Origin of the sequence: Cryptosporangium phraense, from assembly GCF_006912135.1 — a bacterium.
GTDB lineage: Bacteria > Actinomycetota > Actinomycetes > Mycobacteriales > Cryptosporangiaceae > Cryptosporangium > Cryptosporangium phraense.
The window spans coordinates 157,518-172,440 of the sequence record NZ_VIRS01000011.1 but is presented as its reverse complement, the minus strand read 5'-3'; the positions used below and the strand labels follow the sequence as shown (position 1 = coordinate 172,440).

The 14,923-nt window shown below is 72.0% G+C and carries 16 protein-coding genes; 5 read left to right on the top strand and 11 right to left on the bottom strand.

Features of this window, described 5'->3' with window-relative positions; translation table 11 throughout:
• Positions 1-93 precede the first annotated feature (93 nt).
• Positions 94-2,061 (top strand): acetate--CoA ligase, encoded by a 1,968-nt coding sequence (gene acs / locus FL583_RS17595; RefSeq protein ID WP_142705750.1) that lies wholly within the window; start codon positions 94-96, stop codon positions 2,059-2,061.
• A 36-nt stretch (positions 2,062-2,097) separates the two neighbouring features.
• On the opposite strand, the gene FL583_RS17590 is transcribed toward acs, so the two are convergent.
• Positions 2,098-3,072 carry a WD40 repeat domain-containing protein gene (locus tag FL583_RS17590; RefSeq protein ID WP_142705749.1) on the bottom strand — a complete coding sequence of 325 codons (975 nt, stop codon included), beginning with the start codon at positions 3,070-3,072 and terminating at the stop codon, positions 2,098-2,100.
• A 118-nt stretch (positions 3,073-3,190) separates the two neighbouring features.
• Between FL583_RS17590 and FL583_RS17585 the strand changes: the two genes are divergently transcribed.
• Positions 3,191-4,114: an alpha/beta fold hydrolase gene (locus FL583_RS17585; protein ID WP_142705748.1), complete on the top strand. Its 924-nt coding sequence runs from the start codon at positions 3,191-3,193 to the stop codon at positions 4,112-4,114.
• Here FL583_RS17585 and idi read toward each other — a convergent pair.
• On the bottom strand, positions 4,077-4,703 hold the full coding sequence (gene idi / locus FL583_RS17580; protein WP_240746726.1) for an isopentenyl-diphosphate Delta-isomerase: 627 nt from the start codon (positions 4,701-4,703) through the stop codon (positions 4,077-4,079). The two genes, FL583_RS17585 and idi, sit on opposite strands and share 38 nt — an antisense overlap.
• Positions 4,704-4,857: 154 nt before the next feature.
• Here idi and mycP point away from each other — a divergent pair, with 154 nt between their 5' ends.
• Positions 4,858-6,120 carry a type VII secretion-associated serine protease mycosin gene (gene mycP / locus FL583_RS17575; RefSeq protein WP_205752222.1) on the top strand — a complete coding sequence of 421 codons (1,263 nt, stop codon included), beginning with the start codon at positions 4,858-4,860 and terminating at the stop codon, positions 6,118-6,120.
• Here the strand turns inward: mycP and FL583_RS17570 are convergent.
• From FL583_RS17570 to FL583_RS17555, 4 genes are all read right to left on the bottom strand, one after another.
• A complete protein-coding gene (locus FL583_RS17570; RefSeq protein WP_205752221.1) occupies positions 6,117-6,632 on the bottom strand; it encodes a hypothetical protein in 516 nt (171 codons plus the stop codon). The two genes, mycP and FL583_RS17570, sit on opposite strands and share 4 nt — an antisense overlap.
• A gap of 120 nt (positions 6,633-6,752) precedes the next feature.
• Entirely contained in the window at positions 6,753-7,454 is a 702-nt protein-coding gene (locus tag FL583_RS17565; protein WP_205752220.1) for a histidine phosphatase family protein, read from the bottom strand.
• Positions 7,451-7,933, bottom strand: a complete 483-nt coding sequence (locus FL583_RS17560) for an SUKH-3 domain-containing protein (protein ID WP_142705744.1) — start codon at positions 7,931-7,933, stop codon at positions 7,451-7,453. The genes FL583_RS17565 and FL583_RS17560 overlap by 4 nt, the downstream gene beginning before the upstream one ends.
• Complete coding sequence (locus FL583_RS17555) at positions 7,930-8,310, bottom strand: YwqJ-related putative deaminase (RefSeq protein ID WP_142705743.1); 381 nt, start codon at positions 8,308-8,310, stop codon at positions 7,930-7,932. The genes FL583_RS17560 and FL583_RS17555 overlap by 4 nt, the downstream gene beginning before the upstream one ends.
• Before the next feature lie 55 nt (positions 8,311-8,365).
• On the opposite strand from FL583_RS17555, the gene FL583_RS17550 reads away from it, so the two are divergent.
• Positions 8,366-10,015, top strand: coding sequence for a right-handed parallel beta-helix repeat-containing protein (locus FL583_RS17550; RefSeq protein WP_142705742.1), 1,650 nt, complete (start codon positions 8,366-8,368; stop codon positions 10,013-10,015).
• Here the strand turns inward: FL583_RS17550 and FL583_RS17545 are convergent.
• The 5 genes from FL583_RS17545 to FL583_RS17525 all read right to left on the bottom strand — a co-directional run bounded on the left by FL583_RS17545 (position 10,012) and on the right by FL583_RS17525 (position 14,329).
• Positions 10,012-10,497, bottom strand: a complete 486-nt coding sequence (locus FL583_RS17545) for an SUKH-3 domain-containing protein (RefSeq protein WP_170323704.1) — start codon at positions 10,495-10,497, stop codon at positions 10,012-10,014. The two genes, FL583_RS17550 and FL583_RS17545, sit on opposite strands and share 4 nt — an antisense overlap.
• Complete coding sequence (locus FL583_RS17540; RefSeq protein ID WP_170323703.1) at positions 10,494-11,210, bottom strand: YwqJ-related putative deaminase; 717 nt, start codon at positions 11,208-11,210, stop codon at positions 10,494-10,496. Before FL583_RS17540 ends, FL583_RS17545 begins: the two co-directional genes overlap by 4 nt.
• Positions 11,207-13,381, bottom strand: coding sequence for a toxin glutamine deamidase domain-containing protein (locus FL583_RS17535; protein ID WP_142705739.1), 2,175 nt, complete (start codon positions 13,379-13,381; stop codon positions 11,207-11,209). Before FL583_RS17535 ends, FL583_RS17540 begins: the two co-directional genes overlap by 4 nt.
• A gap of 69 nt (positions 13,382-13,450) precedes the next feature.
• Positions 13,451-14,005, bottom strand: coding sequence for a hypothetical protein (locus tag FL583_RS17530; protein WP_142705738.1), 555 nt, complete (start codon positions 14,003-14,005; stop codon positions 13,451-13,453).
• A 78-nt stretch (positions 14,006-14,083) separates the two neighbouring features.
• Positions 14,084-14,329 (bottom strand): hypothetical protein, encoded by a 246-nt coding sequence (locus FL583_RS17525; RefSeq protein WP_142705737.1) that lies wholly within the window; start codon positions 14,327-14,329, stop codon positions 14,084-14,086.
• Between the two features lie 48 nt (positions 14,330-14,377).
• On the opposite strand from FL583_RS17525, the gene FL583_RS17520 reads away from it, so the two are divergent.
• On the top strand, positions 14,378-14,902 hold the full coding sequence (locus tag FL583_RS17520) for a hypothetical protein (RefSeq protein WP_142705736.1): 525 nt from the start codon (positions 14,378-14,380) through the stop codon (positions 14,900-14,902).
• Positions 14,903-14,923 lie beyond the last annotated feature (21 nt).

The following is a 14,923-nucleotide window of genomic DNA, read 5'->3' as shown; positions in this document are numbered from 1 at the left end:
CACACCGCTCGACGCCGCAACCTGCGCCCACGTGGTGTGCGCGACCGCGAGCGGCACTAAGTTGAAAACGGCCACAACGAGGAGGTCCCGCACATGACCGAAGAAGCCTCTTCCGAGGCCACGCTCTCGAACCTGCTCCGCGAGGAGCGCACGTTCCCGCCGTCGGCCGCGTTCGCCGAGGCCGCCAACGTCAAGGCGGACGCCTACGAGCGGGCCGCGGACGACCGGATCGGCTTCTGGGAAGACGCGGCGAAACGGCTCGCCTGGTCCGAGCCCTGGCACACCGCGCTGGAGTGGAACGCGCCGTTCGCGAAGTGGTTCGTCGGCGGGAAGCTGAACGTCGCCTACAACTGCGTCGACCGGCACGTGGAGGCCGGCAACGGCGACCGGGTCGCGATCCACTGGGAGGGTGAGCCCGGCGACACCCGGACGATCACCTACCGCGACCTGCAGAAGGACGTCTCCAAGGCCGCCAACGCGCTGCACGAGCTCGGCGTCCGCACCGGCGACCGGGTCATGATCTACCTGCCGATGATCCCGGAGGCCGCGGTCGCGATGCTCGCCTGCGCCCGGCTCGGCGCGGCGCACAGCGTCGTCTTCGGCGGATTCTCCGCCGACAGCCTCCGCAACCGGATCGACGACGCCCAGGCCAAGGTCGTCATCACGGCCGACGGCGGCTACCGGCGCGGTAAGCCGTCCGCGCTCAAGCCCGCGGCCGACGAGGCGATCGCCGGCACCGGCGTCGAGAAGGTGCTCGTCGTCCGGCGCACGGGCGAGGACGTGGCGATGACCGAGGGCCGCGACGTGTGGTGGCACGACGTCGTCGACCGGCAGCCCGACACCCACGAGTACTCGACGTTCGACGCCGAGAACCCGCTGTTCATCCTCTACACGTCGGGCACCACGGCGAAGCCGAAGGGCATCCTGCACACCAGCGGCGGCTACCTCACGCAGGCCTCGTACACCCACCACGCGGTGTTCGACCTCAAGCCGGAGACCGACATCTACTGGTGTGCGGCCGACATCGGTTGGGTCACCGGCCACAGCTACATCGTCTACGGGCCGCTGAGCAACGGCGTCACCCAGGTGATGTACGAGGGCACTCCCGACACTCCGCACCAGGGACGCTTCTGGGAGATCATCCAGAAGTACAAGGTGACGATCCTGTACACCGCGCCCACCACCATCCGGACGTTCATGAAGTGGGGCGCGGACATCCCGGCGAAGTTCGACCTGTCCAGTTTGAGGCTGCTGGGGAGCGTGGGCGAGCCCATCAACCCCGAAGCCTGGATCTGGTACCGCCACCACATCGGCGGCGACAACGCCCCGATCGTCGACACCTGGTGGCAGACCGAGACCGGCGCGATCATGGTCTCCCCGCTGCCCGGCGTCACCGCCACCAAGCCCGGCTCCGCCCAGAAGGCGCTGCCCGGCATCTCGGTCGACGTCGTCGACGAGAGCGGTAAGCCGGTGCCGAACGGCGGTGGCGGCTACCTGGTGCTCACCGAGCCGTGGCCGTCGATGCTGCGGACGATCTGGGGCGACGACGAGCGGTTCAAGGACACGTACTGGTCGCGCTACTCCGACCAGGGCTACTACTTCGCGGGCGACGGGGCGAAGAAGGACGACGACGGCGACCTGTGGCTGCTCGGCCGCGTGGACGACGTCATGAACGTGTCCGGGCACCGTATCTCCACTACCGAGGTGGAGTCGGCGCTGGTCAGCCACCCGTCGGTGGCCGAGGCGGCGGTCGTCGGCGCCACCGACCCGACGACCGGCCAGGGCATCGTCGCGTTCGTGATCCTCCGGGGCGACGCCGAGCAGGGCGGCGACCCGGCCTCCGAGCTGCGCGCCCACGTCTCCCGGGAGATCGGGCCGATCGCCAAGCCGCGCCAGATTCTCGTCGTGCCCGAGCTGCCGAAGACCCGGTCGGGCAAGATCATGCGCCGCCTGCTCCGCGACGTCGCCGAGAAGCGGGACCTGGGCGACGTCACCACGCTGGCCGACCCGACGGTGATGAACCTGATCAGCGACGGGTTGTCGAGCGGCAAGCAGGACTGACGTGGTCGGCCCCCGGCGGAAGCCGGGGGCCGACCCTCAGGACTTCTTGAACGCTCCGCGCAGCGAACCGGTCATCCGCTGCCACCGCGGCGGAACGCCGAGGTCGACTTCCTCCGAATCCAGGTTCGGCCGGACGATCTCGAGCAGCCCGGCGGCCGCCCGCACCTCCCAGACCGACCCGTGCAGCTTCGCCAGCGTCTCGATCTCGGTGCCGTCCAGCGCCCGGACGACCAGCCGGAACGGCTCGTCGAACCGTCGCTCGAGCAGCAGGATCGAGTGCATCGATCGCCACCCGACGAACGCGCCGGCGACCACACCCACCACGCTGACCTGCGCGGCCGGCCGGAACCCGCGCTCGGTGTCGAGCGCGGTGATCACCAGGTCGAACCCGCCCTGCTGGCTGCGTGACGGCGTGATCTCCCGCCCCACCGCGAGCAGCCGGCCGTCCGGTGACCAGCCGTGGGCCCCGAGGGCGGCGTCCTCGGGCAGCGGGACGCGAACCGGCGGCCCACCGGCCAGCGGCGCGATCCGGACATAGGAGCCGACGTCGACCGCGATTCGGGCTCCCTCGGGCGCGACCGCGACCTCGCGGGGTTCTTCTCCGGACAGGTCGTAGGCGTCGCTGCGGCCTGTCTCCAAGTCGAGTAGATACATGCCTTCGTCGTTGCCGTAGAGCAACCGCCGGCCGCTCGGCAGCCACGACAACACTTCGGCGCCCCGGACGGTCGCCGGGAACCCGCGCCGCGACCCGTCGGTCAGGTCGAGCACCGAGACGGTCGGTACCGGCCGGTCGACGACCAGCGCCAACCGGGTGCCATCGGGTGAGAGCTGGCCCGGGTCGTCCAAGCGCTCCGCTCCCACCATCCTTACCCGCCGCCCGTCGGCCGCCAGCAGTAACGTCTGCTCACCATCGTCGATGGCGAACGCTGCCCGCCCCGGTGGGTCGGCGTCCCACGACATCGTCCAGTCCGGGCACCGAGGAACCTCAACTGGCGCATACACGTCGATCACGGAAACCTTCCTCTCCCCGGCTCCGAAGGGTAGAGGCTGTCAGCTCGGTTAGCGTGAGAAACGTCTACGCCCATAGCGGGCCGTTACCGCACGAGACCGGGTCTCTACTGTGAGGACCATGGCCAACCCGCCGGACGACGTGATCGTCCTCCACGAGGGACCGTGGAGTCACCGCTTCGTCAGCGCCAACGGCAGCCGGTTCCACGTGGTCGAGGCCGGTTCCGGGCCGCTGATCCTGCTGCTGCACGGGTTCCCCGAGTACTGGTGGACGTGGCGGCATCAGATCGAGCCGCTGGCCGAGGCCGGGTACCGCGTCGCCGCGGTCGACCTCCGCGGCTACGGCGCCAGCGACAAACCACCGCGCGGTTACGACGGGTTCACCACCGCCAGCGACGTCAGCGGGCTGATCCGGGCGCTCGGCGAGCGGGACGCGATGCTCGTCGGGCACGACTGGGGCGGTGCGCTGGCCTGGGCGACGGCCACGTTCCACCCGCGTCAGGTGCGCCGGATGGCGATCCTCTCCTCACCGCACCCGCTGCGGTTGCGGGCGGCGATCGCCAGCGACCCGCGCGGCCAGCTCGCGGCCAGCCGGACGCTGTTCGCGTTCCAGACCCCGCGCTACGAGCACCGGGTCACCGCGAACGACGCCACCTACGTCGGGAACCTGTTCGAGAAGTGGTCCGGTGGCCGCTGGCGCACCACCGACGAGTACGCGGAGTACGTGCAGGCCTGCCGGACCGCTATCCAGATCCCGCAGGCGGCGTTCTGCGCGATGGAGTATTACCGCTGGTCGCTGCGCTCGCTCAGCCGTCCGACCGGGTGGCGGTACGCGAAGCTCATGCAGGCCCCGATCGCCGCGCCGACGCTGCAGCTCCACGGGGCCGACGACGCCTATCTGCTGCCGCGCACGGCCCAGGGCTCGGGCCGGTACGTGACCGCGGGCTACGAGTGGCAGGTGCTGGACGGCGTCGGCCACTTCCCGCAGGCCGAGCAGCCGGAGTTCGTCACCGGCGAGCTTCTCCGGTGGGCAAAAGCGTCGTGATCGCCGGGTGGCCCTCCAGCTCGTCGAGCTGGAGGAGAGACCACGGCGAGAGGCCGGCCCGGTCGGCCACCGGCCACGACACCCAGCGGTACTCCTCGACCTCGTCCGGGTTCGGCACCGGTTCGCTGTTCACGCGGACGCCGAACACCGGGCAGATCTCGTTCTCGACGATGCCGTCCAGCTCGGCCCGATAGCGGAAATCGGGCAGCAGCGGCACGATCTCGTCGATCTCGACGTGCAGGCCCAGCTCGTAGGCCAGCCGGCGTCGCACCGCGGCCACGGCGGACTCGCCCGGCGCCGGGTGCCCGCAGCACGAGTTCGTCCAGACGCCGGGCCAGGTCTTCTTGCTCAGCGCCCGCCGGGTCAGCAGGAACCGGCCGGAGGCGTCGAAGACGTAGCTGGAAAACGCGGCGTGCAACGGGGTGTCACCGTGGTGACTGGCCAGCTTGGGGGCTGTTCCGGTCGGCTGTCCGTCCTCGGTGAGCAGGACGATCAGCTCATCGTCGGGTACCGCGATCGGCCATGATCCGCTGTGCGGTTGCTCACAGGCTTCGGCGCCCGATTCGATGCTGTCTATACCGGCCAACACGCAATTAGCCTCTTCCGTTTACGGCGCTGCACGCGTACCCGAACCAGTCTGCCCGCTCCGAGCGGTACGCGCTTGTCGAGACAAGCGGGGCACACGGTGTTCGTTCGCCGTACCGTGTCAGACGACTGACACCACACCATCTGCGGAGATACCCGTGCGCGACCGTGATCGAGGGCTGAGGCTCGCTGCCTTCGTGCTCGCCGCGGTGACCGCGCTGGTGGGTGTGCCGACGGCGCCCGCGGCCGCCGACACCGTCCGCGACCAGCAGTGGCAGCTCTCGTTCCTGCAGGCGTCCTCGGCCTGGCGGTACTCGGCCGGCAAGGGCGTGACGGTCGCGGTCATCGACTCGGGCGTCGACGCGACCCACCCCGACCTCGTCGGCCAGGTCCTGCCCGGTACCGACTTCGTCGACGGCACCACCGACGGCCGGTCCGACGTCGTGGGGCACGGCACCGCGGTCGCCGCGTTCATCGCCGGGCACGACGACCCGGACGGCGTGGTCGGCCTGGCCTACCAGGCGAAGATCCTGCCGATCCGCGTCCTCGACCCGAAGAACGAGTACGACTCGGCGACGACCGTGGCCAAGGCCGTCCGGTGGGCGGTCGACCACGGCGCCGACGTCATCAACCTGTCGCTGGGCAGCGCCGACACCGCGAAGGTGCTCACCGACGCCATCGACTACGCGTTCGCCAAGGACGTCGTCGTGGTCGCCTGCGACGGGAACCTCTCCAACGACCGGGGGGCCAAGGTCTGGCATCCGGCCCGCGAGCCCGGGGTCATCGCGGTGTCGGGCCTGCTGCGCACCGGCGCGTTCTGGACCGGCTCGCTCCAGGGCCCGGAGACCGTCCTGGCCGCCCCGGCCACCGAACTGACCGCGGCCGGCCTCGACCACGGGTACTGGCGGGTGCAGGGCACGAGCTTCGGCGCGCCGATGGTCAGCGCCTCGGCCGCGCTGCTCCGCTCGCGCTACCCGAAGATGTCCGCGGCCAACGTCATCAACCGGCTGATCACGACGGCCGACGACGAGGGACCGGCCGGGCGCGACAGCGAGTACGGCTACGGGGTCGTCGACCCGGTCGCCGCGCTGACCGACTCGGTGCCCTCGGTGACGAAGAACCCGCTGCTCGCGGCCCCGGTCGTCAACTCGAACCAGGGCGGCAGCGCGCCGACCGCGGCGCCGGTCCCGTCGACCGACCCGTCGGCGGTGAAGGCGCCCGGCCCGGCCGCCCCAAGTCCGGAGCCGAGCGGCACCGCGCTGGCCGGGCAGCTCGATTCGCTCCGGACCAGGGCGTTGTTCGTCGGTGGCGGCATCGCCGCCGTGCTGCTGCTCGGCCTGGGCGGTCTACTGGCCCTGGTGCTGCTCAGCTCGCGCACGCCCCGGCACGGCCGCAAGGGCTGGGACCTCCCGCCCGACTAGCTGGCCGCGCGGGCGAGCGCGTCCCGGTAGGTGTTGCGGACGGTCAGGAGGCGGCGGCGGCGGAAGCGGCTCGGCTCGGTCTGTCTCAGCGTCCGGCTGCGATCCGACCAGAAGCCCGCCCGCGGCACCTCGTCCTTCTCCGGCGGGATGAACTTCAGCACCTCGTCCATCGCCGCCACCGCGACGATCAACGACTCGCGCGCCTCGGCCGACAGCACCGGCCCCGGTTCGCGTCCGGGCCCGCCTGCGGCGGCCTGCGCACAGACGTCGGCCACGTACAGCCATTCCCCGGCGTCCAACAATTCGGACGGGTCGTCGCCGCCGAACAGCACCACGTCGGCCGGGCCGGGCAGCAGCGGACGCTCGGGCAGCCGGAAGACGAACGCACGCGGTGACCGGCAGCCCGGGCAGGAGCCGCTGTATCGGCGGGCCGGGGCACCCTCGTCGGAGGTGAGTGCACTATCCCAATGGACGTCGCTCTTACCGCAGTTCGGGCAGGGATGCATATCCATGTAGAGATGGGCTTCGTCCCGGGTTCGTGCTACCGGTAAGGCCATACCGGGCAGCCTAACCGAATCAGGGCCCTGCGCGACCCCGCCGACCTGCAGAAATGTTATCGGCGTAAGCCGATATCAAAGGTGCTGAATGTCATTGAATAGCGTCAATCCGAGCGCCGATCCGTCCCATTCCCACCGAGTTACCGACGCATTTTTAATTCCGCCGGCCCGAGCAATTGCCTGGACGTCGTCCTCGACCAGACCCTCGATCACGTAGCGCAACATCACGACGACGGAATCGTGAGCGACGACGAGCACCCGCCGCCCGGACGCGTACCGGCCCAGATCGGTCAGGAAACTGCGCAGCCGGATCGCCATGTCGGAGTGCGATTCGCCGCCGGGCGGGCGGTAGTAGAGGAAGCCGGTCTCTTCCCAGCGCTTGACCTCGTCCGGGTAGGCCGCGCGGACCGCCGCCTCGGTCATCAGCGTGAGGACGCCGATCTCGCGGTCGCGCACCCGGTCGTCGAGCCGGAACTCGACCCCGCCGCCCAACGCGTCCACCGCGGCCTGGGCGGTGAGCTGGGCCCGCAGGTACGGGGACGCGATCACCAGGTCGGGTGGGTTCTCCAAGCCGGCCGCCCAGCGGCCCACCGCGGCGGCCTCCCGCTCGCCGCGGGCCGAGAGCGGGACGTCGGCATCGCGGGCCGGGAGCCCGGAGACCGACGAGATCCCCTGCTTGTTCGCGGCGATCAGCAGCTCGTTCGAGAGGCTCTGCCCGTGCCGGATCACGGTGAGCTCGGCGACGTCGACCCCCGGTGCCGGGAACCCGGGGATCAAAACGAGCCGTCCGCGCGCACCCGGGCCGGGCGGCGTCCGAGCACCAGCGTCGTCAGTGCCTCGTCGATCGTGGTGCCGAGCAGCCATTCGGCCGTGTGGTCGAGCGCGTACACCCGGCCGCGGCCGTCGATGGCCAGCACCGAGACCCCGTCGTCCTCGATGCCCAGCGGGAACACCGCGGACCCGACCGCGCTGCCGAGCCCGCGCAGCGTCAGCCAGGTGGGGAGGGCCAGCTCGGGATCGAGCACGAACGACGTTCGGGCGACGTCGACGCCCGGGCCGGACTGGTCGATCGAGAGCCCGCCGAACTCGGCCAGCGCGGCCGACGCGGCCGGGGAGAACGTGTGCTGGTAGCCGCCGGGGGAGGCCCAGGCGCTCAGCGTCAGGCCCCAGTGGCGGGCGCGCTGGACGTCCTTCTGGTTCGGGGCCCAGCCGGCTTTCACGAGCACGTCGAAGACGTCCGGGGAGAAACGCTTCACGCGGTCACCGTCGCGATGCCGAACCGCTCGAGCAGCACGGAGCACGACCGGCAGGGCGGCTGGAACTGCCCGTGCGTCGGGTCGCCGTCTTCCCGGATCCGCGAGATGTGGATCTGGCCGCCGCTCAGCACCTCACGCGCCTCCTCGAACGTGATCCCCGGCCCGGCCTCGTGCAGCCGGTCGGAGATCAGCACGACCTCGGCGCACCACCCGGTGAAACGCTCGCGCTGCGACGCCGGCAGCCCGTCGAGGATCTCCCGCACCACCGGGTGCAGGTTCGGCGGCTGGTCGCCGCGGATCGACGTGTGCGAGTGCACCAGGCCGCCGACGATGAGCGCGCCGGCGGTCATCGGCAACGGTCGGGGGGCATCGGGCATGGGCTGGACCATACCCGGCCGGTTCTCGCCTCCGACCGCTACCGTGAGAGCCACTATGTCGAGCACGCTCCTGGTCTCGCCCAGCCGCCCCGGCGCCTACCCCACGCTCAGCGAGGCGCTCGCCGCCGCCACGCCCGGGACGGTGCTCTCGGTCGAGGCCGGCGAGTACACCGAGAACCTGGAACTCCTCGGCGTCGACGTCACGATCGCGGCCGTCGAGGGGGCCGAGGTCACGGTCGCGTGCCGCGACCGGTACACCCCGCTGATCCGGACCCGAGGCGCCACCGTGACGCTCACCGGTCTGACGCTCAAGGCCGGGGACGCTCCCGCGGTGCTGGCCGAGGGCGGCGCGCTGTCCCTCGACCGGTGCACGATCGAAGCCGGCTACGGGCCCGGCGTCCGGGCCAGCGACCGGGTGCGGCTGAGCGTGTCGAGGTGCACGATCCGCAAGGCCCAGCAGGGTCTGCTGATCGAGGACGCCGGCGGCACGATCACCGACACCACGATCGAAGACGTCAGCGACGACGGCGTCGTCGTGCGTCTGGGCGCCGACCCGGTGCTGCGCGACTGCACGATCGTCCGCTGCGGGTACCGCGGGGTCTACGTCTACGAGTCCGGGCGGCCGACGTTCGAGGGCTGCGACGTCTCCGAGACCCGCGAGGCCGGGGTGGCGATCGCCCAGGGCAGCGCGCCGACGCTGCGCCGCTGCTTCGTCCACGACGTGCACGGTCCGGCGCTCACCGTCGACCGCGGCTGCGGCGGCCAGATCGACTCGTGCAAGCTCGAGGGCCCGGTCAAGATCGCCGATGGCGCGACGATCACGGTCGTCGAGGCCGCCCCGACGGCCCCGGCCGGCATCGGCGCGGGCACCGACAAGGCCGACGCCGAGCGGGTCGACGCGCTGCTGGCCGAACTCGACGCGATGGTGGGGCTGGCCGGGGTCAAGGCCGAGGTCCGGTCGCTGATCGACGAGATCCAGGTCAACGAGTGGCGGCGCAGTGCCGGGCTCGCGGTCGGCGCGATGAGCCACCACCTGATCTTCGCCGGGGCTCCCGGTACCGGGAAGACGACCGTGGCCCGCCTGTACGGGCAGATCTTGGCCGCGCTGGGCGTGCTGCCGGGCGGCCCGTTCCGCGAGGTCTCCCGGCGGGACCTGGTCGGCCAGTACATCGGCCACACGGCCGAGAAGACGTCGGCCGTGTTCGACGCGGCCAAGGGCGGAGTTCTCTTCGTCGACGAGGCCTACACGCTGTCCCGGGCCGGCGCGGCCGGCGGCGACTTCGGCCAGGAAGCGATCGACACGCTGGTCAAGCTGATGGAAGACCACCGCGACGAGATCGCGGTGATCGCGGCCGGCTACACCACCGAGATGCAGGAGTTCCTGGACGCGAACCCCGGCCTGGCGTCCCGGTTCGTGAAGACGATCGAGTTCGGCAACTACGCCCCGGACGAGTTGACGCTGATCGTCCGGCGGATGGTGGGGTCGGGCGACTACGCGCTCGCCGACGACGCCGAACCCGCGCTGCTCCGGCACTTCAGCACGATCGAGCGGGACCAGAACTTCGGTAATGCCCGCGAGGCCCGCAAGCTGTTCGAGGGCATGCGCAAGGCGCAGTCCCAGCGCTTACGGGCGCTGGGCCGGATGCCGGACCTGAACGAACTGCAGACCCTGCACGCCGAAGACGTGATTCGAGCGACCAGCTAGGTCCACGTCCCGTCGTCGCGCACCCGGGGCGGCGAGATGCCGGTGATGAGCGTGACCAGCGCCGCGTCCAGCGACGCCCCCAGGAACCACTCGCCGGCGTGGTCGAACGCGAACACGCGCCCCCGCTCGTCGATCGTCAGCACGGCGTCGCCGTCGCCCTCGACGCCGAGCGGGAACAGCTGCACGCCGAGCACCCGGCCGAGGTCGGCCAGCGTGGCCGCGGTGGCCGCGGCCATCGTCGGGTCGAGCGCGAACGGACGGCGGCGCAGCTCGATGCCGGGCTCGTCCTGACGGACGAACAGGCCACCGAACTCGGTGAGCGCATGCTCGGCGGCCGGGAACGGCACGTGCCGGGACCCGTCGGCGCCGGGCTGGGCGCAGACCTGCCGGATCGCCTCCGCGCTGGCCTCCGGGACCGCTCGTCCCTGGGCCCAGCCGCTCGCGTGCAGCACGGCCTCGACCTCGGCCGGGAAGCGGCTCACGAGTCGACCTCGGGCCAGAAGTCCTCCGGCGGCGCGATGTCGAACCCGAAGTAGGCCAGCATCGCCAGACACGACAGGCAGGGTGCGCCGGGCACGGCGTCCTGCGGGTCGGCCGGCTCGCGCACCCGGTACGTGACCAGCTCGGCGCCCCGGAACACCCGCTTGCGAGCCTCGTCCAGAGTGGCCGGTCGGCCCCGGCGGACGTCGTCGGCCAGCAGCGCGGACGAGAGCGCGGCGATCTCCGAGCAGCGCTGGTAGCCGCGCTCGCGGAACTCCAGCGGCAACCGCCGGAGCGCGTCCGCGACCAGCGGGTGGTGCTGCGGCTCGGAGTCGCCCTTGATGCTCCGCGCGGTCACCGGCGGGCCGTCCAGCAGCAGGTACGTGATGGTCGCCGGGGTGCCGACCCGGTCGAGGTCACGGCGGGCCTGGGTGAGCTGGTCGCCGGCCGGGAGCGGACGGCCGAACGCGGCCCGCTCGGCCCGGTAGCGCTGGGCGACGACCTCCACCGGCAGCGCCGGCCAGACCGACAGCTCGCCGGTCTCCCGGTCGATGACGCCCCGCCCGGCCCCGAGCTGGGGCTCGGAGCCCGCGCCCCAGACGACGTAGCCGGCGTCGAACTCGTACAGCTGCGGCGACAGGTCGGGGCTGCTCTCGCCGATCCAGCGGGCGGCGATGCGCCGGGCCTCGTTCGCGGTGATGCCCGGAGCCGTCACGAGCGCGATCCGACCGTGTCCCGCAGCGGCACCGGCCGCGCTGAACCGTCGACCATCAGCACCTCCAGCGACCGGATCCACTCGGCCGGGACCGGCGTGTCCGACACCGTACCGAGCTGCGGGTCGACCCAGCGCGTGCTGCCCCGGTGGTCGACCGCGGCCCAGGTGCGGGCGTTGCCGTCCTGCCAGCCGGTCACCAGCACCGCGAGCGCGCCGTGGCCGGCCGTCCGCAGCTGGTCGCTGATCGTCTCGAACGCGGTGCGGATCGCGTACGCCTCGGCCGGGCTCTGGACGTCGGAGGCCTGCTGGAACACGGTCTGCAGGCGGCCGTCGAGGGCCCGCTCGAGCCGCTGCCGACCGGTCGGCTCGCCGCGCAGCGGCAGCCGGGTAGTCCCGCTGCGGTGCGCGTCGACGATCCGCGGGACCGCCACCCGCGGCCGGCCGTGCAGGAACGCGTCGACGAACGCCAGCGTCGCGTCCACGCAGTTCTGGGCCCGGCTGTTGTCGGCGTGCAGCCCGACCCCGTTGAGCCGGCGCAGCCAGTCGGGCGTCGGTTCGGGCGCGGTGATGAAGCTGCCGTCGGGGTTGCGGGGCAGGACCTGCTCCAGCGCGACGTGCTCGGAGAGCAGCGGCCGCCGGTACCCCAGCGGCACGTCGCCCTGGTGGGCCAGCGCGACCGCGGCGCCGTTCACCCAGCGGCTGAGCTCGGGGCGGAGACCGACCAGGTCGATCAGCCGTTCGCGGGAGTCCAGCCGGGCCCGGATCGCCTCGGCGATGCAGCCGGCGGCCTCCTGGTCCATCCGCTGGGCGTCGCTGCCCAGCCGCTTGTAGCGATCGACGAGCGTCTGCTGCCGGGCGGCCAGCTCGACCGACTCGCTGACCCGCTGGTCGCGCTGGCCGGCCAGCCCCTCGAGATGCGCGCCGAGCTGCCGGAACCGCTGCTCGGCGCGGTCCAGCCAGTCGCGCAGCTGCTGCACCTGGCCCTGCCCCTGGTCGGCCCGCTCGTTCGCCGACCGGGCGTCCGCGCCGCCCAGCCGGGCCGCCTCCTCGCGCAGCTGCGCGATCCAGGTGTCCCAGGCGGCCACGTCACGCATCGCGCCGCGGGCCTGTTCGGACAGCTTGCGCTGCTCCTCGGCGACGCTGTTCGCCTCGCCGGTGATCTGCTGCAGCTCCTCGGCCAGCGTCGTGCGCCGGTGGGCCGTCCACTGCCAGGTCGCCCTGGCCTCGTAGGCCTGGTCGCGCGCGATGGCCGCCTGCCGGCGCAGCTCGTCGCCGCGGGCCTCGGCGGCCAGCGCCTCCCGACCGGCGCGGTGGGCCAGGACCTGCAGCTCGACGTCGGACCGGCGGCGTCCGTCTTCGATCGCGGTCATCCTCGTCGCCGACTGCGGCGCGGCCACCGGCGGCGGCATCAACAGCCGGATCGCCCGGGGTAAGCGGTCGGCGACCGCCTGCCGGTAGTCCCGCCGGCCGCCGAACGGCCCGGCCGGGTCCGGATCGGCGGTGTCGATCCCGTCGATCCCGTCTATCCCGACGGCTGCCGACAGCGCCAGGAACCCGCCGGTCGGCTCGGACAAAGCACTATGCGGACGCTGCGCGGGCAGCGTCGGCGGCAACTGCGGCGGCGCCGGCTCCGGGACCTTCGCGGGCTCGGGCGCGGCCGGAGCGTCGGCCGAGAACGCCAGCGCGAGCGGGAGCTTCGGCGTCGCGTCCGGCGCCTTCGGCTCGGCGTCGGGAACCGTCACCTTCGGAAGGGGGCCGCTGACGAACTCCGGCGGGGTGAGCAGGTCGGGGGGCGTGGGCCCCGGCTCGAAATCGGCCGGATCCGGCATCTGGTAGGGCTGCGTCGGCTCGTCGACGAACCGGCGACGCCGGTCGGCCTTGATCCGGTCGCTCGGGTCCGGCAGGGCCGGGGTGTTCTGCAGCGTGGGCGGACCGGCCTCGACGTCGGGGTCGGCGGCCAGCCGGAAGCTCGACCGGGTCCAACGGTTGCCGGTCAGCGCACGCGGAAGCTCGGTCGGTGACGCCGGACCGTCGGGGACGGCCGGACCGTCGGGTTCGGACCGGCTCGACGGCAGCGCCGGGCCTGCCGACCACCTCGTGGCGCCGGGATCCTCGTCGGGAGGCCCCATCCGCTCGATGTCGGAGTCGGGTCCCTGTTGGGTTTCGGTCACCGGACCGGAGGCGACAGCGTCAGACCGGAGAACTCCACGGGAACACGGTACGCGGGTACCAAGCGCGGTTCAGACGGAAGAGTCGATTTCCTCGAGGATCCGCTGGTAGGTGTCACGGATCACCTGCAGACGGTCACGAGCGAACCGGCCCGGCTCCTCGTCGCGGACCGAACGGCCGAGGTCGGACCAGAACGATTCGGCCGGTACCTCGTCGGCGCCGGCCGGGACGAACGCCAGCACCTCGTCCATCGCCGCGATCGCGGCCGAGATCCGCGACCGGACCTCCTGGCGCCCCTCCGCGTCGAGCGCGGCCGCCTGCGCGGGCACGGCGCCCGCGTAGCGGTCGGCGACCCACAGCCACTCCCCCGGATCGAGCAACTCCGACGGTGCCCCGTCGCCGTAGACGACCTGGCCGACGACCGGCAGCACGATGTCGTCGGGCAGCCGGAACACGAACTCGCGCTCGGTGCCGCAGGACGGACAGGTGCCGGAGTAGCGGCTGCCGAGGTCGTCGCCCAGCTCGATGACGCTGCTGGACCACGAGGACGCGGTCTCCCCGCAGTCGCAGGGCCGCAGATCCATGAAGAGGTGGGCCTCGGTACTGGTCCGGGCGAGCGGTGCCATAGCGAAAATGCTAGTCCAGGTAGGCACACGGGTCAGTCGCACGAGCGCGCTCGGCGCACCCACGCGCCGGACGCAGGACTAGCCTCGGTACTCGCCCGTGTCGGGGTCGTAGCCCATGATCTCGCGGGCCTTGCGGAAGTACTCGTCCTCGGCGTCCTTCGGGGGATCGACGTCGACGTGGTGGACGCCGTAGTCGGCGGCCGGATTCGGTTTCGGCTCGGCGGCGGCGGCGTGCTTGCGCACCCACTCGTCGTGCATCGCCGCGAGCTCGGCCATCTGCTGCTTCACTTCCGGGTCGATATCGTGAATTTCGTCGTCGGGCATGGGCCGATTCTCCCGCTTGCTTCCCGGTGCTGACTACGATCGCCCGCGATGAGCATTCTTCTCCCGGTGGGACACCTGCTGGGCTCCGAGTACGACGAGGCGACCGGCGAGGCGACTCAACGGGTCCGCGTCGGGCCGGACGTGATCCACCTGGACGGCTCGAGGTTCGCGGTGTGGTCGCTGGCCCACGGGACGTCCACCGATCTTCCGGACGGGGCCGACGCCCGGGACGCGCTGCTCGAGGACGGGTTGCTGGCGTCGGTGTCCCCGGCGTCGATCGAGGAGTTCGCCCGGGGGCACCGGTTGGTGCCGCTGATGCTCGGGCTGGGCAACCTGCCCGAGTCGCCGGACGTCTACCAGATCGGGCTACCGGGGCACCCGCTGCTGCACGTGTCGGCGGCGGTGTTCGACGTGTTCCGCTGGTCGCCGGTGGAGGACGATCTGTGGTCGGCCGGTCTGGCGACCGCGGGCCGGCTCGGCACGATGGAGCCGGTCGCGCTGCTCGACGAGCTGCTGTCGGTCGTCCACACGCTGCTGGCGGCGTCGGCGGTCTGCCTGGATACGGCGGCTTAGGGTGAGCCAGGTGGAACGTCT

What these genes read in the sequence shown, in the direction of transcription:
- acs (WP_142705750.1), top strand. Translation starts at nt 94, where the DNA reads ATGACCGAAGAAGCCTCTTCCGAGGCCACGCTCTCGAACCTGCTCCGC.
- FL583_RS17585 (WP_142705748.1), top strand. Translation starts at nt 3,191, where the DNA reads ATGGCCAACCCGCCGGACGACGTGATCGTCCTCCACGAGGGACCGTGG.
- FL583_RS17570 (WP_205752221.1), bottom strand. Translation starts at nt 6,632, where the DNA reads ATGGATATGCATCCCTGCCCGAACTGCGGTAAGAGCGACGTCCATTGG.
- FL583_RS17555 (WP_142705743.1), bottom strand. Translation starts at nt 8,310, where the DNA reads ATGCCCGATGCCCCCCGACCGTTGCCGATGACCGCCGGCGCGCTCATC.
- FL583_RS17550 (WP_142705742.1), top strand. Translation starts at nt 8,366, where the DNA reads ATGTCGAGCACGCTCCTGGTCTCGCCCAGCCGCCCCGGCGCCTACCCC.
- FL583_RS17530 (WP_142705738.1), bottom strand. Translation starts at nt 14,005, where the DNA reads ATGGCACCGCTCGCCCGGACCAGTACCGAGGCCCACCTCTTCATGGAT.
- FL583_RS17525 (WP_142705737.1), bottom strand. Translation starts at nt 14,329, where the DNA reads ATGCCCGACGACGAAATTCACGATATCGACCCGGAAGTGAAGCAGCAG.
- FL583_RS17520 (WP_142705736.1), top strand. Translation starts at nt 14,378, where the DNA reads ATGAGCATTCTTCTCCCGGTGGGACACCTGCTGGGCTCCGAGTACGAC.